Origin of the sequence: Kitasatospora sp. NPDC092039 (assembly GCF_044756065.1) — a bacterium.
GTDB lineage: Bacteria > Actinomycetota > Actinomycetes > Streptomycetales > Streptomycetaceae > Kitasatospora.
The window spans coordinates 55,524-72,738 of the sequence record NZ_JBIVSD010000021.1; the positions used below are offsets into that span (position 1 = coordinate 55,524).

Here is a 17,215-nt window from a genome sequence, read left to right on the forward strand (position 1 = left end):
AGCCTAGGGCTGACCAGGCAAAACCCATGTGTATGCAGATGTGAATACGTGTGTACCGCCCCGTTGATGGAGCTGATGACGCAGCTGTGATTCTTCGTCAGGTCCCCAGCCGCTGTGATGTATCCCATGAGAGACGAGGACTTGAAGCCGCTGCCGCAGAGGTCAGCCGGCCATGCTCAGCGTCAGCAGGTGATGCAGGGGTGTGGTGCTGACCGTCACAAAGACCGTGGACTCCTGTGGATCGCGAGCAATGCTCAGGATCCGGAAGGCAGGGGTGCCCTCTGCCATGCCGAGCGCTGCAGCTGCGGCATGATCCATGGGTTCGGCAGAGATGGTGGTGTCGGTGCGCAGCACGTTCCAGCCGAGCCAGTCGGCGAAACGGACTCCGGCCGGGGGGGACATGCGAGTGGCGCCGACCGGAGCCAGCAGGGGAGGGACCCCTTCGTGACCCTCAGGCTGACGAGACGCCAGCTCGTAGGGCACGATGGTCAACTTGTGCTGGACCGGAACACCGTCTACCGAGCGGACCCGTGTGCGCTCCACGACATCGGTGTCAGCGATCCCCCACACAGCCATATGTGGCGGTGCGGGCAATTGACGGACCAGGGTAGTGGCCTCGCTGGCCTCACCGCCGGATGTCGGCTTCCAAATCGGCATGCTCAGGTCGGGGGGGCCGAACGTCCCAAGGTGGGCTTCGGTGGTCGGGCCTGCGGTGACGACAGTGCCGCTACCGGGCTCAGTTCGGACCAAGCCTAGAGCCGCCAGCTGAGCGTAGGCCGCAGCAACGGTCTGCTGACTTACGCCGCGCTCTTCCGCCAGTTTGCGCACGGCAGGGAGGCGCGTCCCGTGGCGGTAGCGCCCGGTCGAAATCCCTTCCCGGATCTCGGCCGCGATGGTGCTGGCGTTCAAGGTCGTCTCCTATCAAGCGGCTGCTTGGCAACAGGCTATCGCGTCAAGCAATGGACGTCACTATCTTGACGTCCGTCACGATGCAACAGAACCATCTTGACACATGTGAGATGGATCCCTATCTTCGATTGCACCGGACCAGTTACGGTCCGCGACAGCGGTGTCACCCGCCTTCGGGCGGTGGCGAAAAGTCACCTCGGTGACAGGGGTCGAGCCCTAGCTCCCCCACGTCGGACGCCTACATATCGGGTTTCACCCTCACAGCGCTGCTGCGCTGTCTGTCCGCCAGGACGCCGGCCGATCGGGCCGCAGGCCTGGCGGGCGGAGAGAGCAGCACTCCCGCTCCCGAGTTCCTCCCCCGCACTTCTCGTCTTCCTGCCAGGAGGCCCCGATGCCCGCTCGAACCCGCACGAAGCGCCGCTCCGCTCTCGCCCCGCTCAAGCTCTCGACCCTGCTCCCCAGCCGCTACAACCTCCGCCCGGACGAGGTGAACACCGTGGTCTGCCCCGACTGCCAGACCTGGCAGCGGATCATGGGGGTCGAGGGCAAGGTGCGCACCATCCGCGACCACTACTCCACCGACCGGTCCGGCGCCGAGCTCGCGGCCGGCCAGCGGGACACCCGCTGCCCCTCCGCACGCCGGATCGTCGAGATCGACGTCACGATCGCGCGATGGGCCCAGCAGGTCGAGGAGGGGAGCACGGAGGTCGCCTCACGTCGGCCGACCACGGTGTTGAAGAAGGTGAAGGCCCCGCAGCCCCGGGCGGTGCTGCACATCGCGCAGGGTCGTCCGGCCGAGCCCACCGTCTCCGCCAGGCAGGTCGCGCGGAAGCGCGCCCGGGGCTGGGAGGCCGTCCGCGTCGGTGTGCTCGTCACGGACGCCGTGCGGCAGCAGCCGCTGTACGGCGCGCGGGGCCCGCTCGTCTCGCTGCCCCTGCCCGACGGCGTGGCCACGGAGCCGCCCCGGAAGCACCGGAAGCGGAAGGGGCGCCTCGCCGCCTGACGCGCCACCAGCACGAACGATCACGGCCGCCGCCTACCCCGACCCGCCGGGGTGGGCGGCGGCCGTCGCCTTGCTCCGCACAGAACCCTGCCCCGCGAGACCGTCCTGAGGAGATCGCGATGCCCGACCCGACCACTCAGCTTGCCGAGGCCTTCACCTGGTACTCGACCGGCCTGCGCGACCTCGTGCAGGACCTCCTGGACGAGACCGGCCTGGACACCGCCAGCGACACCGTCGACGACCTGTGCGGCGAGCTGTGGCTGCACGCGGTGACTCGCGCCGTCTCCCACGGCCGCTCCTTCACCGAGCTCCTGGACATGCTGGACGCCCACGCCGAACTCGTCGTGGGCCGGCTCCGTGACCGGCCGCCGGTGACCTCCGCGGGCCGGCTCGACACCGCTGCCGACACCGTCGACGTCGCCGAGCTCGTCACCGACGCGATCGTCGACGCCGAGCGCAGGCCGTTCCGCCGCACGCGCCCCCGCGGCGGCGAGTGCCACCGCCCGCAGCGCACGGCGGCCTGATGCCCATCCACCTGATCGCCTACCTGGCCCGTACCCGTGACGGTGCCGAGCAGGGCGTGGCCCGCGTCCCGTCGGAGCGCGACCGGCCGTCGTGGCACGAGTGCGCAGCCGTCGTCCCCGGATACCTCATCGGCCAGTACCTCGGCCCCGTGCCCGAGCCGGACGAGACCCGGCCAGCGCGCCGATCCGCCTGATCCACCCACCGTACGAACCACCACGGCGCCGCCCACCCCGCCCTGTGGGGTGGGCGGCGCCGTGGCCGCTCGTGCAGCTGCCAACGCAGCAAGAAGGCCTCCGGGGATTGCGCCCCCGGAGGCCTAGCCCGGCCGCGACCACACCCGCAGAGACGAGAGGAACACGACCGTGAACACCATCATGCACGACGACGAGGACACCACCCTCGACCTCTACCACCGCTACTCCGCCCGACTCCTCGCCGCCGCGACCGAGCGCCTCGCCGCCATCGGCACCGACGCCACCCAGCTCGACGAGGACGTCGCCCAGGACGTGTGGGCCGCCGTCGCCGCCGGCGGCTACCCCGCCGGCCACCGGGGCCTGGACGGCCTGCTCGTCCTGCTGGACCGCGCCGTCGGTCGTGTGCGCGACGTCCGTTCCCGCGAGTGGCCGGCCGGACTCCCCCAGGCCCGCCCGCACAGCGAGGCGCCCGACCTCGTCGAGGACCTCGCCACCGCCCCGACCCCGCTGCGACGGCAGCACCCGGCCACCACGAACACCCTGCTCGCCGACCTGCGCGCGCTGGAGGTGGCGTGATGGCCATCCTCCACCTCTCCTCCCGCCCGAACAGCGCGACCCGCACCGCAACCAGCACCACCAGCACCGGCATGCCGGCCCCGTGGCCCTGCCAGACCGTCGACCCCGAGATCTTCTACCCGCTCTCCCAGTCCGCCTCCGCGACCGCCGTCACCGCCGGCGAGCAGACCGCTCTCGACCACTGCGCGGCCTGCCCCCTCACCCGCCGCAACGCGTGCCTGACCGAACAGCTCACCCACGGCCCCGCCGCCCAGTGGGGCGTCTCCGGCGGCCTCACCGCTGCCCAGCGCCGCCACCTCCTCGACAAGGGCAAGCTCGGCCCCGCCGTCGCCGCCCAGGTCCGCGGCCAGCTCCAGCAGCCGGTCACCACCGTCCTTCCCCTGGCCGGGTGACCGCGATGACCGACCAGCACCTCGCTGAGCTGCAGCGCCAGCTCCAGGAGCAGGCCGAGCGCCTCGCCGCGCAGCACGCCGCCGAGCGTGCGCTCGCCGAGCAGCTCCGCCAGCAGCAGGAAGCCGCCCAGGGAGGTACCCAGTGATCACCACTCGCCCCCACCGCTCCTACGCCGGCGGCACCCCCATCCCCAAGCCGCCGACCCCGCCCACCCCGGCCGGGGGTGGCCGGTGAACAGCCCCGAGGACCAGGCCTGGACCCAGCGGCAGATGGACGAGCTGCTGCGCCGGGCGCGGGAGATGCACCGGCGGGCGCAGGCCGAGAAGGCCGGCGGCCAGCAGTAGCCAGCACCCAGCGACGAAACGAGAGGGGAACACCTGTGATGACGACCGAGGAGTACGACGCCTGGCAGGCCGGGCTGGAGCAGATGCACGCCGCCTACGAGGAGGCCGACCAGGCCGAGTACGCGGCCTACTTGGATGAGCTCGACGCCCGCGACCTCGCGCTCTGGGCCGACCCGGTCCTGGAGCAGCCGGCCACCGACGGGGCGCTCCTGGATCAGCGGCACGTCCTGCACGAGGCCGCCCACCCCGACCAGGTCGAGGCGCTGCGGCGCCTGGCCGCCCTGGCCTGACCGTCGGTCGGTTGTCGTTCGTCGCCGCGCTCGTCCCGGACCACCGGGGCCGAGCGCGGCGACGTTCGTCGGTGCCCGACGCACCTTCACCTATCCGCTCTTCCACCAGAGGACCCACCATGCGCTGGACGTCTGCCGCCCGTACCAACCTCGCCGCGAACCTCGACCAGGCCGCCGCCGCCGATGAGGCCGCCGCGGCCAGCGGCCGCGCCGTCGCCGCCGACCCGACCGCTACCCCGACGGCCCGGCAGCAGGCTGCCACCGCTTCCGGGTTCCTCGCCGACCAGGCCCGCTACCTGCGCGCCGACGCGGCCGCGGTCCGAGACGGCGCCGACCCCGTCGAACTCGGCTACCCGACTCCCTGAGCCTCGGTTGCTGTCGTTCACCGCCGTGCCCGCCCCGGACCACCGGGGTGGGGCGCGGCGGTGTTCGTCGGTGCCCGACGCACCGCAACATCCGTCCCCCGAAGGAGCGCCTGCGATGGCCCATGTCCCGCCCCCGTACATCGACCTGCACCCGCTGATGAGCGCGGAGAACCCGCTGCCGCCCGGCAACGAGGACCTCGCCGCGCGGATCACCGTGCAGCTGGCGCAGGCCCGCCTGGCCGCCGCGGCCTTCACCACCGCCGACTACACCGACACCGCCCTCACCCGCGACGAGCTGTGGTCCCGCTTCACGGCGATGCGCGGCGAGGCCTGCGCCCTGGCCGCGCTGCTCAACGAGGCGCTGCTGCTGATCCCGTACGAGCAGGTGCCCGGCGTGTGGTGCGTGAGCACCGCCTCCGTCGTCGAGTACCTGACCGTCCCGCGATACCCGGTGATCCAGCGGGAGCTGCACTCCTGACCGCCGGACGCAGTCGTTCGCCGCCGCGCCCACCCCAGCAGCACCGGGGCCGGGTGCGGCGGTGTTCGTCGGTGCCCGAGGCGCCGCCCGCTCCATCTCACCTCACTGGAGGACCTCATGAACGACCCCACGAACTCCGAGTCCACGACGACGAACTCGGTCGACGGCACGGTGAACGGCCCGGTCATCCAGGCCGGCCAGGTGAACGGCCCGGTGATCACGGGCCCCGTCGACCAGACCGTTCGGAACATCACCTTCAACGGCAGCGCCAACTACGTCGCGACCGGCGACGTCCACCAGACCTTCAACCGCTAGCTAGCCGGTGCTCACCGCCGCGCCCCGCCCCGGACCTGCCGGGTGCGGGGCGCGGCGGTCTCGTCGATGCCCGATGCGCCAGTTCGCAGACCCGTACGAGGGAGAAGAATGACCACCCGTACCCACACCGCGTCCGCCGGTCCCGCCGTCCTCGACCTCACCCAGCACACCGGCCGGATCACCATCCGGGTCGACCACGCCGTCGCCCAGGCCTGCATCGCCGTCAGTACCACCGCGGAGACGGGCCCGGTCGCCGACGCGGTCCGCACCACCGGGATCGAGCAGAACGGCCGGCGGATCACTGTGGCCGTCCCGGAGGTCCCCGGCCTGTCGCTCTCCACCGGCACCACGGTCATCTCCGGCGGCGACATCAACATCAGCGGAGGCCGCATCAGCGGCGGCCTGGACGGATTCAACTTCTTCGGGGGTGTCAGCGGCCGGGTCGTCATCAACGGCGTCGACGTCACCGAGACCGTCGACGGCGGCACCGCACCCGCCGAGATCGAGACCGCCGTCACCCTGCCGCCGAACTCCTGGGTGCGGCTGACCACCCACTCGGCCACCACCCGGGCGATGGGCCCGCTGGAGTGCCTCGACTACTCCGGCACCTCCGGCAACCTCAGCGCCGACGAGGTCGGCGACCTGGCGCTCACCCTCACCTCGGGCCGCGCGACGATCGCCCGGGTCACCCACCGGCTGACCGCGACCCTGACCTCCGGCAACCTCGGCGTGCACGCCTACGACGGCAGCGACGCCCGCCTCACCCTGACCTCCGGCCACGCCCAGGTCGCCGCGACGCCGACCAGCCGCGGCCGCTTCTCCGTCGGCCTGACGTCCGGCCACGCCACCCTCACCGGCACCCGGCACCTCGACATCAGCCGCCGCGTCACCAGCGGCTACCTCAGCGTCAGCTGATCCCCCGCGCACCCCTATAGAGAGGAGGAGTTCTCGTGGCGACCCGACGCACCCCGGCGCGCCGCCCGACCGCGGCGAAGACCCCCACGAAGAAGACCACCACCACCGCCCCGGTCGCGGCCGAGCAGCCCACCACCGACGCGGCCCTCGACCAGGCCCGCGAGGAACGGGCCGACGCCCGCGACCGCGCCGCCGACCTCCTGGGCCCGGCCGAGCAGGCCACCGCCGACGCGGCCGCCCTGACCCGGGCCGCCGACGAACAGGCGCAGCAGATCCTGGACGGCGCCCGCCAGCAGGCCACCGACCTGCTGGCCGACGCCGAGCAGGACGCCCAGGCGCTGCGCGAGCAGACCCGGGCCGCCGCCGGCGCCGAGGCCGAGCAGCTGCTCGCCGACGTGAAGGCGCGCGCCGACCAGCTGCTCGCCGACGCCGAGACCGCCGCCGACCAGGTCCGGGCCGTCGCCGGCGCGGAGGCCGAGCAGCTGCTCGCCAACGCGACGGAGCAGGCCCGGCAGGCGGCCGCGGTGCTCACCGCCGAGGCCGAGGCCACGGCCGGGCGCCGTGCCGAGCAGGTCCTCGCGGACGCGACCGAGACGGCCGGCCAGCTGGTGGAGGCCGCCGAGACCGAGGCCCGGCAGATCCGCCGCAAGTCGGCCTCGGACCTGACCACCGCCCGCGAGCAGCTCGCCGACGCCACCGAGGCCCTGGAGCGCACCCGCCAGCGGGTCGACGCCTACCAGGCCGAGGCGGAGAAGGACCTGGCGGGCCGTCGGGCGCTGGCCGACCAGGCCTGCCGCGACGCGCTGGCCGCCGCCGACCAGGCCCGCGCGGACGCGGCCGCCGATGCCCAGCGCATCCGCGACACCGCCGCCGCCAAGGCCCGCGAACTGGCGGAGGCCACCGAGGCCCAGGCCGAGGAGCTGCGCCGCCAGGCCGAGGAGCTACGGGTGCGGCTGGAGGAGATGGCGAGGGCGGACGCGGACGAGATCCGCGAGACGGCCCAGGCCGAGGCCGAGCGGCTGCGCGAGCAGGCCGAGAACGAGGCCGAGGCCATCCGGGAGGACGCCGCCCGCCAGGCCGCCGGCCTTCGCGAGCGCGGCCAGCAGCACGCCGACTCCCTGCGCACCGCGGCCGAGAGCCGGGCAGCCGAGCTGGACAGGCAGTCCAAGGCGGCGCGCGGCAAGGCCGAGGCCGAGGCGCAGCGGATCCTCACCCAGGCCCGGATCGAGGCCGAGGGGCTGATCGGTGGGGCGGCCCAGCAGGTGGTCGAGGCCGAGGCCAGGGTCGAGGTGCTGGTCGCGGAGGAGCGGCGGATCGCGGCCAAGCAGGCGGCGCGCAAGCGCGGCTGGGCCTCGAAGGCCCGGCGCCGCACCACCCAGCTGACCGGCTGGGCGTGGACGAAGGCGCCGTGGGCGGCGCTGGCGGCCGGTGTCGGCCTGACCGCCAGCGGCGAGTACGCGCTGGCGGTGCTGGTCGGCATCCCGGCCTCGATCGGCTGGCTGCTGCCGGTGGCGATCGACGTGTGGGCGATGTCCGCGATCCGCGCCCGCAAGGCGAAGGAAGTCGTGGTGGCGCTGATGACGATGATCCTCGCGAACGCGATCTACCACATCGCCGACGCCCACCTCCTCGGAGTCGCGCAGGGCGCCGACGGAACGTGGCACGCCACGTGGCAGCTGATCGTCGCCGTTGCATGCATCGCACCGATCGTCGTCTGGCGCGTCCACGCGCTCATCCCGCACGCCCCTGCAACGCACGACGACGACACCGCCCCGGCGGACGAGGCGTCTGCAACGCAGCCCGACGGGCCTGAAACGGGCGCTGCAACGGCCCCGGTCCACCCCGCCCCGGTGGCGGCTGCGCCGGTCGCCCCGGTTCCCGTTGCACGGCCCGCCGCACGGGGTGAAACCGCAGGTGGCGCGAGTCGTGCAACGGTCGGCGGTGCAACGCGGCTGGCGCTGGCGGCCGGTGAAACGGGCCGCAACGGGGCGGCTGCAACGGCTGCAACACCCCGGTCCACTGCAACGCCCGTAGCCGCAACGGAGACCGGCGGCGCAACGACGGTGAGCGTTGCACGGGTCCTGACCGAGACCGACATCGAGGTCATCACCCGGCACGTGCAACGCCACCAGGGCCCGCCCGAGCGGCTCCCGTTGCAGCCGATCGCCGACGAGCTCGGCGTCTCCAAGTCGACCGCGTCGCGGCGGGTCGCCGCCTACCGCGACCTCGCCAAGGCGAACTGACCGACGAGCACTCGGCCTCTCCGGTGGCCACCAGGGCGCACCAATCGCCCTGGTGACCGCCGAAGGCGCCGACAGCGCCGAACACCACCGTAGCGACCCGTGCATCCGGCCGGAGCCCGGGTCGGCACCCATCACCTGGAGGACATATGTCCCAGCACCACAAGAACGGGTGGACGTCGGAGTACCTGCTCCGCCCGCAGGGCACCAACCTGTACGCCGCCCAGCAGCGCGAGCGGCTGCGGCAGATGGCCAACGAGGTCCAGGGCCTGCTGAGCGAGTACCGCTCGGCCCTGGAGGACATTCACATCGACGGCGACAAGCCGCTGGAGGCGAAGGTCCGCGCATTCCGTGCGACCCGGCCGATGGCCGCCCTGGAAAAGCACCTGCGGGCGGCCGTGAACGAGGCCGGAAAGATCGACACCACCTACAATCGGCTGTACGTCGAACTCCCCGTCAAGCGCGAGAAGCGCGCGGCCGCCAAGGCGCTCCAGAAGGCCCACAAGGCCGGAATCAAGAACGGTCAGGGAATGCAGGCGGTGAACACGGCGGCAAACCTGCACGGAATCGCCGCCGGATTCACCGACCAGCAGAACGGAAACGGCGACGGAAACGCCCAGGAAAAGCCCGCCGCGACGTTCCTGGATTTCCTGAAGGAGGCGTGAATCCGTGCCGCTCACACCCGGGCAGGCTGCCCACTGGAATCAGCGCATCGCGGCGACCGCGACGAATCCCGACCGCGCGCAGGCGCTGTGGGACCTGGCCCGCGCGATGGCAGGCCGGGACGAGACGGCCTGGGCGGACCTGGTCCGGATGCTCACCGCATGGACGCAGGCCCGCGCCGGCTCCTGACTGGCCGAGCGACGGGGTGACTCTTCGCGCTCACCGAATCCGCCGCGATGCCGTCATCCAGGGTCCCCACGTGCGCGCACTGTGCGCGCACGCGAGAGACCCCAGATCGGTGACGCACAGTGACGAACGATTGGAGGCGGCCGGATGGCCGACGACACCACGGGGACCGTGCTCGGCTTCCCCGGCCTGACCCTGCCCGGGGTCGTGGGCGAGGACGGCCCCGGCGACGGCCTGCCGACCCTCGCCCCGCTGACCACCGAATTCGCCCCGCCCGCGTCCCTCTCCGTTCCCGAGGGACCCGAACTCGGCGGGAATTCGGAAACCGCCGCCCACGGAATGGAGGCCGCCCCGCCCGCCGGGTCCGGCTCCTTCGCCCAGGTCGCCTCGATGTCCACCGTGATGATGGCCGGGATTACGGTCGCCGCCCTGCGCGGCGCCTATCACGCGGTCGGCTACCTGAAGGCCCGCGCGGAGCACTTCAAGGCCGTGAGGGACCAGCAGAACGCGGTCACGGGAAAGGCAAATACGGAACTCGAAAAGGCCCGCACCGCCGCCCTGGCGGCGCAGCAGCGCGGCCGCATGCAGTCCGGTCCGGAATTCGGTCGGAACTCCCGTAGCTCCGGCCCGAATTCCTCTCCGAATTCGGGCCGGGCGAATAGCCAGGTGCCCTCGACGTTCCGTTCCACCGGGCAGACGGGGCCTGGCGGCCCGCAGCCGAAGAAGCCCGAGACGGGCCGTGGAGGCGGGCAGGACGGCCGCTCGGGCGCGCCGGGCAGCACCGGGCCCGGCCGGGTCCAGGAGGCGCGCAGGAAGGCCCTGGAGGACTCCGGCCGCAAGGGCCGCCAGGACGGGAATTCCGGAGCCCAAAACGGCTCTCGGAACGGTGCTTTGACCACCGGTCAGCAACGGCCGCCACGGCAGCCGGCGCGGCCGGACACGATCCGCGGAGCGGCCCGCCAGCGCGCCGCCGACCGGATCCTGAACGGCCCCAAGGACAAGCAGCCGGGCGCCGACCGGAAGGGACCGGGGGAGCGGCCGGGCAAGCCCGAGCGGACCCCCGCCGGGCCGGACACGATCCGCGGAGCGGCCCGCCGCCGGGTCGCCGACCGGATCACCACCGGCAACTGGAAGCCCACCGGCGCCCACACCGGTGGCGGCGCCACCCCGACCACCATCCGCGGCGCGGTCCGCAAGCGGGCGGTGGACCGGATCCTGAACGGCAAGAAGCCCACGGACACGGCGAAGAAGGACGGCACGGCGGACACGCCGAAGCCGACGACGCCGGGCACCGAGCTCGCCGTGCGGCCCGGATCGACCGGGGCGGCCGGGACCGGGACGGGGGCGGCGGGCACCAGATCGACCGCCGGCACCCGAAGCGGCCGCCGCACCCGGCGGACGTTCACCCCGGGCGGGGAAACCGGGGCCAGGCCCTGGCGGCTGCGCAGGCCCGGCACCACCGCCCCCGGCAGCCCGGAGGACATCCGGGCCCGAAAGCGCCAGGAGCAGCAGGAACACAAGGACCGCCAGCGTGCGGAGCGTAAGGCCCGCAAGGCCCGGCAGGCACGCGAGCGGGCCCAGCGGGCGAACGCCCGCCGCGCCGACAAGACACGGCCCGGCGACACCCGACCGCCTGACGACGGACGGTACGGGCCCGATGAGGACACCGACTCGGAGTGGAGGTACGAGGGACGGCATTCGTGGCTCTGCGGATGCCGCGACTGCGCCCGGTCCCACGAACAGTCCGGACCTCCGCCCGGCTGGATGCACAGCACCGAGCACACGGTGCGCCGCGACGACCGGCCCGACCCCGACAAGGCCGCTCCCGCGATCAGCCGGGGCCAGGCCGCGCTGCCGCGCGCCCCGTACAACGGCCCGCACGCGCGGCCCGGAACCACCCGCCCGACCCCGATGCCGCCGGCATCACCCGTTGGAGGACGACACGTGACCATCCCCGTGCCCAGACCGGGCTCCGGCACCCAGTACGCCGGTGACTCGGACCTGACGATCCACGACGTCATCGAGGCGGATGCCGACATGGCGGAGGAGATCCTGCAGGGCGCCGACGACGCGCGCCTGGCCGCGGAGGGCTGCGAGAAGCTGCTCGGCCGCCTGGAGGCCCTGCACGCCAAGGTCGTCGACCTGAAGGTGCCGGGCGTCCTGGAGAGCATGGTCGCCTCCCTGATCGAGAAGACCGAGGAGGTCAAGGCGAAGGCCGACGCGGTCGCCGAGGCGATCCCGGCCGCCGCCGAGGCCATCGCCGCGGCCGGAGCGAACGCGGCCCGCCGTGACAAGCCGGTCGCCGACATCACGCGCGACATGGGCCACGCCGCCCCCGCCGAGCGCGACTACCACGAGAAGTAGAAGGGAGAGCCGATGTCCGACACCGACCTCGCGCCCATCACCAGCAGCGCCCCGGCCGCCGTCCACGACGCCCGCACCGACCGGCCCGCCGGCGGCGGCGCCGATCTGGAGGTCTCCACCGGCGGGGTGCTCGCCGCCGCCGGCGAGGTGATCCGCGACGCCGTCAGCTACGGCATCGTCGTCGGCCAGCTCGCCATCGCCGCAGTGCGCCTGGCCTACCTGTCCGAGCAGGTCACCGGCACCTACGAGTACGTCGAGGGCTGCGCCAAGTCGGTGCAGCGCCTCGCGGACCAGGCCGCCGGGATGAACGTCGACCGGGACACCGTCGCCGAGCACCGCGACGCCGCCGCGGTGATGCTCTCCGTCCTGGAGGAGGCCGAGGCCATGGCCGCCGCCACCGCCGAGCTCTCCACCCTGTTCCAGGCCACCGCCGACGCGCACGAGGCCGACTACGGGCCGGTCGACGACGTGATCGCCGCCAAGGAGGGCGAGCTGGCCGACCGCGAGTTCTACGCCAACCGCTGACCCCACCCACCGGGGGCGGCCGGTGCCGCCCCGGACGGGCCGGTGCCGTCCGCCCCTTCGCACACCCCGCCCCGCCGCTTCCCCGGCGGCCCCCGCGAAGGAGCCCCACGTTGATGTCCCTCGGCCCGCTGCGCGGGCGCATCGCCGTCGCCCGCGGCTACGTCGGCCGCACCGCCACCCTCACCACCACGGCAGGACTTGCGGCCGGCGCGCTCACCACCGACCCCCTGCCCTTCGCCGTCACGCTCAGCGGCGCCGGGGCCGCCACCGCCTGGGGGCTGATCTGGTCGGCCACCCTGCCCAGCGGCCGCATCCGCGACGCCGCCACCGCCCTCTACCTCGTGGCCCCCGTCAGCGCGGCCGCACTGCTCGTCACCGAGCGCCTGGTCCACGGCCTGCACTGGTGGGAGCTCGCCCTCGACGCCGCGTGGGCGGTGGTCACCTGGAAAGTCCGCCCCGCGCGCATGGCCCGCGTCCTCGCGGGCCGCGAACGCTCCCTCACCCCCGAAGCCGTCCAGCAGGTCCAGGAACAGCAGGCCACCGCCCTCGTCCCGGCCGCCTCCACCCACCCGATGTCGATCTGGTGGGCGCAGCGGGTCGCCGTCGAGGGCGGCGTCGCCCCCGGCACCGTACTGACCGACGTCGAGCGCACCGGCGAGAAGGGGATGAGCGCCCTGATCCGCGCCGCGGTGCCCGGCACGCCGGTCCCCACGATCTCCATCACCGCCCTGTCCGCGCTCCTGGACTGGGACGAGGAGGAGATCAGCGTCGAGAAGGTGGCCGGCCGCGGCGCCGGAGTGCGGCGCCTGCACATCGGCACCGCCGACCAGGCCGCCCTCGACCCGTACGCGCACTGGGTGAAGAACATCGCCCCCAAGGGCATGCCCGGCACGGTCATCACCGGCGTTCGCATCATCGACACCGACACGAAGGAACTGCACTGACATGGGGCTCATCTACGAGCTGACCGTCCAGGCCCCGCCCGGCGACGTCATCGGCTACGACATGGCCCGACTCTCCGACGCGATGAACATCAAGGACCCCGCCCGCCTGGCCGTCGAGACCCACGGCAGCCGGGGCCTGGTCACCATCTACCCCGAAGACCCGCTCGCCGACGTGATCCTGCCCGACCCCGAGTTCCTGGTCATGGACGCCACCGGCCGGATCTGGGTCGGCCTGCACCACAACGGGCGCCGCACCCGGCTGCGCCTGTACGACCCGAAGGCCGGCTCGGCGCAGCGCATGCTGCTGTTCGGGACCACCGGCGCCGGGAAGTCCACCGGCGGGCAGATCATCCTCGCCGCGATGAAGCGCTCCGGGGTCGGCGTGTTCTACGCCGACCTCAAGGGCGGCCAGTCCGCCCCCGAGGCGCGCGGCAACTGCGACTGGGCGGTCTACACGCAGGAAGGCGCCATCGCCCAGCTGCGGACCTTCTGGAACGTCATGAAGGCCCGCGAGGTCAGGTACGCGGCCGCCGGGCGCTCGAAGTTCCTGATGGACCGTCCGGACCCGCTGATGTACCAGGTGGTGGACGAGGCGAACCGGCTCCTGGAGAAGGGCGCCCCCTACCGGGACGAGGCCACGTTCTACATCAAGGACATCGGCCGCACCGGCCGCTCGCTCGGGATGGGCATCGCGCTGTTCGCGCAGGCCGGCCACCTCGAGGAGCTCGGCGGCTCCGACACCCTGCGCTCCATGCTCAAGGAGGGCGAGGTCATCCTGCTGCGCTGGACCTCCAACCTCATGAGGCAGCTGGTCTCCGACGGCCTGCTCCCGGCCGGGCAGAAGCTCGCCGCGATCCCGAAGTACGCGGGCGCCGTCGAGCTCGTATCGCAGTTCGACGACACCGAGGCGGACGAGGACCGGCCCGGCACCCAGGGCAGCGGCTACCACCTGTCGGGCCTGCACCCCACCGCCCGCATGCGGTTCTTCAAGGTCGGCTCCGACGTGCCGACCGAGGGCCTGGACCCCGAGATGCTCGCCCTGTACGGCGACGGTCCGCACGCCGTGCTCGAGAAGGAATCCTGGGAGCCCGCGGGCGAGGCCTACGTCGGGAAGCTCGACGGCATGGAGGCCTACCAGGCCGCGTGCCCGGAGAAGTTCGAGGAACCCGAAGCCGGCGGTGGCGGCCGGGGCCGCGGCGGGAACCGGGGCGGCGGCGGGGGCGGTCGGGGTGCGCGCAGCGCGCCGGTCCCCGTCATCCCCGTCTCCGCTCCCGAGCCGCGGACCGCCTCCCGGCTCAACCTCACCGACCGCGTGCTGGCGGTGCTGGAGAGCACCGACGGCGAGGACCTGGACGCCGAGGAGATCCTCGCCGCCGTCAACGCCGACGGCGGCCGCAAGGTCAGCCTCGGCGGTGTCCGCAACGCCCTGACCGGCCTGCGCGGCTGACCAGCGGTCAGTCGTCGCAGAAGTTCTCCGCGTCGCAGTTCCAGCAGAACCAGGACTCCGGGACCTCCACGACGTCGCAGCAGTCGCAGCCCTCGCCGTGTACGCGGTTGTCCGCCTCGCAGTTCCAGCAGGCGTAGTGCACGTGCGCCACCACAAGCCCCCTCGTCTCCCAGCCCCGCACCCCAGTGGTGCGGGGCGCAGCCCGAACCTGACGTACCACCAGGCCGGACCAGCAAACACCACACCCGGCCCGCTCGTCCGCCCAACCCGTCAACGACCCGCCAGGAGCCAACCGTGGCCGTCACCGTCTCCCTCGCCGTCCTCTTCGGCATCATCACCGCCGTCCTCTACCGCAGCCGCGCGGTCGGCTTCTGGCCCGCCCTGGCCCTCGTGCTGTTCGGCTTCACGCTCTCCTCCACCGGCGCTGGCCCCGCCATCAACCAGCTGCTCACCAACCTGGTCACCGCGCTCAGCAACGCCGCCTCCTGACCCGCCACCCTCCCGGAAGGACACCCCCATGAACGCCAGCCGCCCCGCTCGCCCCGCGCGACTGCGTATCTCCGGCCAGGTCAGCGCCGTCGACCTGCTCCTCGCCGAGGCCTCCCACGACCCGCGCATGCGGTCCCAGCCCTTCACGGGCACCGCCGAGGACGCCCTCACCGCGCTTGCTGCCCACCAGGCCCTGATGGAGCTGCGCCTGCGCAGGGCGCTGCCCGCCGCGTCCCGGCGCTTCGGGCTGCCGCCCGGCCCGGCCCGCGTCGACCTGGTCGTCCTGGACGAGGCCGCGTACCTGGCCGGCCAGCCCCGCACCGGCAAGCACTCCCCCGAGACGACCCGCCTGCTCCGCGAAATCCTCGCGCTCGGCCGCACCAGCCGCATCAACGACTGACCACCACCCGCCACCGACACCTTGACCGTGCCCGCCGCCCACCACCGGGCGGCGGGCACGACCGCCTCCCGAAGGGAACAGCCCATGACCTCCGCCGCCGCTCTCGCCCGCTACGCCGACCTGACCCGCCAGCACCAGGAGACCGCCCAGCTCGCCGACCCGGCGCCCCGCCCGCCGGCCGACCAGCTCATCGACACCGCCACCGGCACCGTCGCCATCGGCCGCTACGCCGACGGCACCGTGGCCCGGGTGCCGCTGTGGAACACCAACGGCGCCGTGCACCTGCACATCAGCGCCCGCACCGGCGCCGGGTCCAGCACGCTGATCGACCACCTGGTCGCCGCCGAGCACGCCTGCCCGCTCACCGAGCCGTGGGTCGCCGACCCCTACGGCGCCCGCCCCGGCCTGGCCGCCCGCACCGCCACCACCAAGGCCGACACCACCACCCTGCTGCGCGAAGCCGCCGACCTGCTGCGCGGCCGCCTGGGCGAGACCGGCGACCACACGGCCTACTCCCCCAGCCCCGAGCACCCGCTGATCACCATCACCCTCGGCGACTGGCCCCACCTGTCCACCGACGAGGAGACGGTGCGCCTGGCCGAGGAGATCGCCAGCACCGGCCGGGCGGCCGGGATCAGCCTGCGCATCGAGACCTGGGGCGTGGTGTTCCAGCCCCCGCTCCCGCTGACCACCACCGCCCTGCGCCACGCCCACCAGGTCACCATGACCGCCCGCCTCACCCCGGGTCTGGGCACCCACGCCCCCCACCCGGCCGCCCCCGCCCGCCTGTTCCGCACCTGGACCCCCGAGCAGTAACCCCGTCCGCTCCCGGCCTCTCCGGGGGCCGCCGGACCCGCCCCGACCACCGGGCGCGGGCCCGGCGGCCCCAGAAGGCGCCCGGCGCCCCCAGACCCAGCAAGCCCATCCCCCTTGGAGCACCCCGTGGACAGCATCTACACCGGCCCCGCCGCCATCGCCGCCGACCTGGCGGTCGACCTCAACGCCTACCTCCTCCAGGAGGGCTTCGTCCCGGCCTCGCTCGACGGCCAGGTCGTCGCCGTCCCGCTCCAGCCCTCCCCCACCACCCCGGCCCTGATCCCCGCCCTGGTCGACGGCAAGGTGATCGCCGTCCCCGTGCACAACCCGCTCGCCGCCGCCGCCGCGGCCGCCGCGCAGCAGCAGCCCGCCCCCGCCCCGGCCGCCCAGGCGCAGCCGGCCGCCGAGCAGGGCCTGCCGCTGGCACTGCGTCAGGGCATCCTCTACGGCTGCGCCGGAGCGCTCACCGTCGGCGGCCTGACCTGGATGGTCGGCGCCGGGGTCGGCGAGGTCGCCCCGTACGCGGACCAGATCGGCAAGGTGCTGATGTGGGCGGCCGCCACGGTGGCCGCCGTGGCGATCGGCGTCGCCGCTCTGCTCGGCAAGCTCCGCTCCGTCGCCTCCAGCGCCGGCACCGGGGCGACCGCCAGCGGCGACGGCTCCACCGCGTCCGGCCCCGTCCTCGCGATGTTCCACCGGCACACCGAGGTCACCATCGGCAAGCAGTCCGCCGGATGGAAGGGCACGGTCAACAACAACGTCCGCTGACCGGCCGCCCGGTCTCGCCCCTGGCCCGCCTCCGCCCGCCCCGCCGACCCCGGCCGGGACGGGCGG

Annotated in this window: 24 protein-coding genes; 22 read left to right on the forward strand and 2 right to left on the reverse strand. The window is 73.6% G+C overall.

All coding sequences use genetic code 11. The features are described 5' to 3' along the window. Positions 1–162: 162 nt before the first annotated feature. Positions 163–909 carry a GntR family transcriptional regulator gene (locus ACIQI7_RS32250; protein WP_401116961.1) on the reverse strand — a complete coding sequence of 249 codons (747 nt, stop codon included), beginning with the start codon at positions 907–909 and terminating at the stop codon, positions 163–165. Between the two features lie 391 nt (positions 910–1,300). Here ACIQI7_RS32250 and ACIQI7_RS32255 point away from each other — a divergent pair, with 391 nt between their 5' ends. From ACIQI7_RS32255 to ACIQI7_RS32340, 18 genes are all read left to right on the forward strand, one after another. Further along, complete coding sequence (locus ACIQI7_RS32255; protein ID WP_401116963.1) at positions 1,301–1,912, forward strand: hypothetical protein; 612 nt, start codon at positions 1,301–1,303, stop codon at positions 1,910–1,912. Positions 1,913–2,031: 119 nt separating this feature from the next. Continuing rightward, entirely contained in the window at positions 2,032–2,436 is a 405-nt protein-coding gene (locus ACIQI7_RS32260) for a hypothetical protein (protein ID WP_401116965.1), read from the forward strand. After that, positions 2,436–2,630 carry a hypothetical protein gene (locus ACIQI7_RS32265; RefSeq protein ID WP_401116967.1) on the forward strand — a complete coding sequence of 65 codons (195 nt, stop codon included), beginning with the start codon at positions 2,436–2,438 and terminating at the stop codon, positions 2,628–2,630. The genes ACIQI7_RS32260 and ACIQI7_RS32265 overlap by 1 nt, the downstream gene beginning before the upstream one ends. Positions 2,631–2,799: 169 nt before the next feature. Then, the gene (locus ACIQI7_RS32270; protein ID WP_401116969.1) at positions 2,800–3,207 is read left to right on the forward strand and encodes a hypothetical protein; all 408 of its coding nucleotides are present in this window, start codon (positions 2,800–2,802) and stop codon (positions 3,205–3,207) included. Then, positions 3,207–3,599 (forward strand): WhiB family transcriptional regulator, encoded by a 393-nt coding sequence (locus tag ACIQI7_RS32275; protein WP_401116971.1) that lies wholly within the window; start codon positions 3,207–3,209, stop codon positions 3,597–3,599. Before ACIQI7_RS32270 ends, ACIQI7_RS32275 begins: the two co-directional genes overlap by 1 nt. A gap of 5 nt (positions 3,600–3,604) precedes the next feature. Further along, positions 3,605–3,745 (forward strand): hypothetical protein, encoded by a 141-nt coding sequence (locus ACIQI7_RS32280; RefSeq protein ID WP_401116973.1) that lies wholly within the window; start codon positions 3,605–3,607, stop codon positions 3,743–3,745. Between the two features lie 237 nt (positions 3,746–3,982). Continuing rightward, the gene (locus ACIQI7_RS32285) at positions 3,983–4,234 is read left to right on the forward strand and encodes a hypothetical protein (protein WP_401116975.1); all 252 of its coding nucleotides are present in this window, start codon (positions 3,983–3,985) and stop codon (positions 4,232–4,234) included. A 119-nt stretch (positions 4,235–4,353) separates the two neighbouring features. Next, positions 4,354–4,599, forward strand: coding sequence for a hypothetical protein (locus tag ACIQI7_RS32290; RefSeq protein WP_401116977.1), 246 nt, complete (start codon positions 4,354–4,356; stop codon positions 4,597–4,599). Positions 4,600–4,714: 115 nt separating this feature from the next. Further along, on the forward strand, positions 4,715–5,077 hold the full coding sequence (locus tag ACIQI7_RS32295) for a hypothetical protein (RefSeq protein ID WP_401116979.1): 363 nt from the start codon (positions 4,715–4,717) through the stop codon (positions 5,075–5,077). Positions 5,078–5,194: 117 nt separating this feature from the next. Beyond that, complete coding sequence (locus ACIQI7_RS32300; protein WP_401116981.1) at positions 5,195–5,392, forward strand: hypothetical protein; 198 nt, start codon at positions 5,195–5,197, stop codon at positions 5,390–5,392. A 108-nt stretch (positions 5,393–5,500) separates the two neighbouring features. Beyond that, positions 5,501–6,307 carry a hypothetical protein gene (locus tag ACIQI7_RS32305; protein WP_401116983.1) on the forward strand — a complete coding sequence of 269 codons (807 nt, stop codon included), beginning with the start codon at positions 5,501–5,503 and terminating at the stop codon, positions 6,305–6,307. Positions 6,308–6,342: 35 nt separating this feature from the next. Continuing rightward, positions 6,343–8,550, forward strand: coding sequence for a hypothetical protein (locus ACIQI7_RS32310; protein ID WP_401116985.1), 2,208 nt, complete (start codon positions 6,343–6,345; stop codon positions 8,548–8,550). Positions 8,551–8,696: 146 nt separating this feature from the next. Beyond that, complete coding sequence (locus ACIQI7_RS32315) at positions 8,697–9,212, forward strand: hypothetical protein (RefSeq protein WP_401116987.1); 516 nt, start codon at positions 8,697–8,699, stop codon at positions 9,210–9,212. Between the two features lie 4 nt (positions 9,213–9,216). Then, positions 9,217–9,399 (forward strand): hypothetical protein, encoded by a 183-nt coding sequence (locus ACIQI7_RS32320; RefSeq protein WP_030286848.1) that lies wholly within the window; start codon positions 9,217–9,219, stop codon positions 9,397–9,399. Between the two features lie 144 nt (positions 9,400–9,543). Beyond that, a complete protein-coding gene (locus tag ACIQI7_RS32325) occupies positions 9,544–11,760 on the forward strand; it encodes a hypothetical protein (RefSeq protein ID WP_401116990.1) in 2,217 nt (738 codons plus the stop codon). Between the two features lie 12 nt (positions 11,761–11,772). Further along, positions 11,773–12,285 carry a hypothetical protein gene (locus ACIQI7_RS32330; protein WP_401116992.1) on the forward strand — a complete coding sequence of 171 codons (513 nt, stop codon included), beginning with the start codon at positions 11,773–11,775 and terminating at the stop codon, positions 12,283–12,285. A gap of 113 nt (positions 12,286–12,398) precedes the next feature. Beyond that, positions 12,399–13,229 (forward strand): hypothetical protein, encoded by an 831-nt coding sequence (locus tag ACIQI7_RS32335; protein ID WP_401116994.1) that lies wholly within the window; start codon positions 12,399–12,401, stop codon positions 13,227–13,229. Between the two features lies 1 nt (position 13,230). Further along, positions 13,231–14,676: a transfer protein gene (locus ACIQI7_RS32340; RefSeq protein WP_401116996.1), complete on the forward strand. Its 1,446-nt coding sequence runs from the start codon at positions 13,231–13,233 to the stop codon at positions 14,674–14,676. 7 nt (positions 14,677–14,683) lie between these two features. Here the strand turns inward: ACIQI7_RS32340 and ACIQI7_RS32345 are convergent, their stop codons facing one another. After that, positions 14,684–14,827 carry a hypothetical protein gene (locus tag ACIQI7_RS32345; RefSeq protein ID WP_401116998.1) on the reverse strand — a complete coding sequence of 48 codons (144 nt, stop codon included), beginning with the start codon at positions 14,825–14,827 and terminating at the stop codon, positions 14,684–14,686. A 143-nt stretch (positions 14,828–14,970) separates the two neighbouring features. On the opposite strand from ACIQI7_RS32345, the gene ACIQI7_RS32350 reads away from it, so the two are divergent. From ACIQI7_RS32350 to ACIQI7_RS32365, 4 genes are all read left to right on the forward strand, one after another. Beyond that, entirely contained in the window at positions 14,971–15,165 is a 195-nt protein-coding gene (locus tag ACIQI7_RS32350; RefSeq protein WP_350533838.1) for a hypothetical protein, read from the forward strand. A 28-nt stretch (positions 15,166–15,193) separates the two neighbouring features. After that, positions 15,194–15,565: a hypothetical protein gene (locus ACIQI7_RS32355; protein ID WP_401117001.1), complete on the forward strand. Its 372-nt coding sequence runs from the start codon at positions 15,194–15,196 to the stop codon at positions 15,563–15,565. A gap of 84 nt (positions 15,566–15,649) precedes the next feature. Next, positions 15,650–16,381, forward strand: coding sequence for a hypothetical protein (locus ACIQI7_RS32360; RefSeq protein WP_401117003.1), 732 nt, complete (start codon positions 15,650–15,652; stop codon positions 16,379–16,381). A gap of 126 nt (positions 16,382–16,507) precedes the next feature. Next, on the forward strand, positions 16,508–17,149 hold the full coding sequence (locus ACIQI7_RS32365; RefSeq protein WP_401117005.1) for a hypothetical protein: 642 nt from the start codon (positions 16,508–16,510) through the stop codon (positions 17,147–17,149). Positions 17,150–17,215: the final 66 nt, after the last annotated feature.

Excerpts from the sequence above, each read along its gene's own strand:
- ACIQI7_RS32255 (WP_401116963.1), top strand. The coding sequence starts at position 1,301 with ATGCCCGCTCGAACCCGCACGAAGCGCCGCTCCGCTCTCGCCCCGCTC.
- ACIQI7_RS32260 (WP_401116965.1), top strand. The coding sequence starts at position 2,032 with ATGCCCGACCCGACCACTCAGCTTGCCGAGGCCTTCACCTGGTACTCG.
- ACIQI7_RS32265 (WP_401116967.1), top strand. The coding sequence starts at position 2,436 with ATGCCCATCCACCTGATCGCCTACCTGGCCCGTACCCGTGACGGTGCC.
- ACIQI7_RS32275 (WP_401116971.1), top strand. The coding sequence starts at position 3,207 with ATGGCCATCCTCCACCTCTCCTCCCGCCCGAACAGCGCGACCCGCACC.
- ACIQI7_RS32280 (WP_401116973.1), top strand. The coding sequence starts at position 3,605 with ATGACCGACCAGCACCTCGCTGAGCTGCAGCGCCAGCTCCAGGAGCAG.
- ACIQI7_RS32285 (WP_401116975.1), top strand. The coding sequence starts at position 3,983 with ATGACGACCGAGGAGTACGACGCCTGGCAGGCCGGGCTGGAGCAGATG.
- ACIQI7_RS32290 (WP_401116977.1), top strand. The coding sequence starts at position 4,354 with ATGCGCTGGACGTCTGCCGCCCGTACCAACCTCGCCGCGAACCTCGAC.
- ACIQI7_RS32295 (WP_401116979.1), top strand. The coding sequence starts at position 4,715 with ATGGCCCATGTCCCGCCCCCGTACATCGACCTGCACCCGCTGATGAGC.
- ACIQI7_RS32300 (WP_401116981.1), top strand. The coding sequence starts at position 5,195 with ATGAACGACCCCACGAACTCCGAGTCCACGACGACGAACTCGGTCGAC.
- ACIQI7_RS32305 (WP_401116983.1), top strand. The coding sequence starts at position 5,501 with ATGACCACCCGTACCCACACCGCGTCCGCCGGTCCCGCCGTCCTCGAC.
- ACIQI7_RS32315 (WP_401116987.1), top strand. The coding sequence starts at position 8,697 with ATGTCCCAGCACCACAAGAACGGGTGGACGTCGGAGTACCTGCTCCGC.
- ACIQI7_RS32325 (WP_401116990.1), top strand. The coding sequence starts at position 9,544 with ATGGCCGACGACACCACGGGGACCGTGCTCGGCTTCCCCGGCCTGACC.
- ACIQI7_RS32330 (WP_401116992.1), top strand. The coding sequence starts at position 11,773 with ATGTCCGACACCGACCTCGCGCCCATCACCAGCAGCGCCCCGGCCGCC.
- ACIQI7_RS32335 (WP_401116994.1), top strand. The coding sequence starts at position 12,399 with ATGTCCCTCGGCCCGCTGCGCGGGCGCATCGCCGTCGCCCGCGGCTAC.
- ACIQI7_RS32340 (WP_401116996.1), top strand. The coding sequence starts at position 13,231 with ATGGGGCTCATCTACGAGCTGACCGTCCAGGCCCCGCCCGGCGACGTC.
- ACIQI7_RS32355 (WP_401117001.1), top strand. The coding sequence starts at position 15,194 with ATGAACGCCAGCCGCCCCGCTCGCCCCGCGCGACTGCGTATCTCCGGC.
- ACIQI7_RS32360 (WP_401117003.1), top strand. The coding sequence starts at position 15,650 with ATGACCTCCGCCGCCGCTCTCGCCCGCTACGCCGACCTGACCCGCCAG.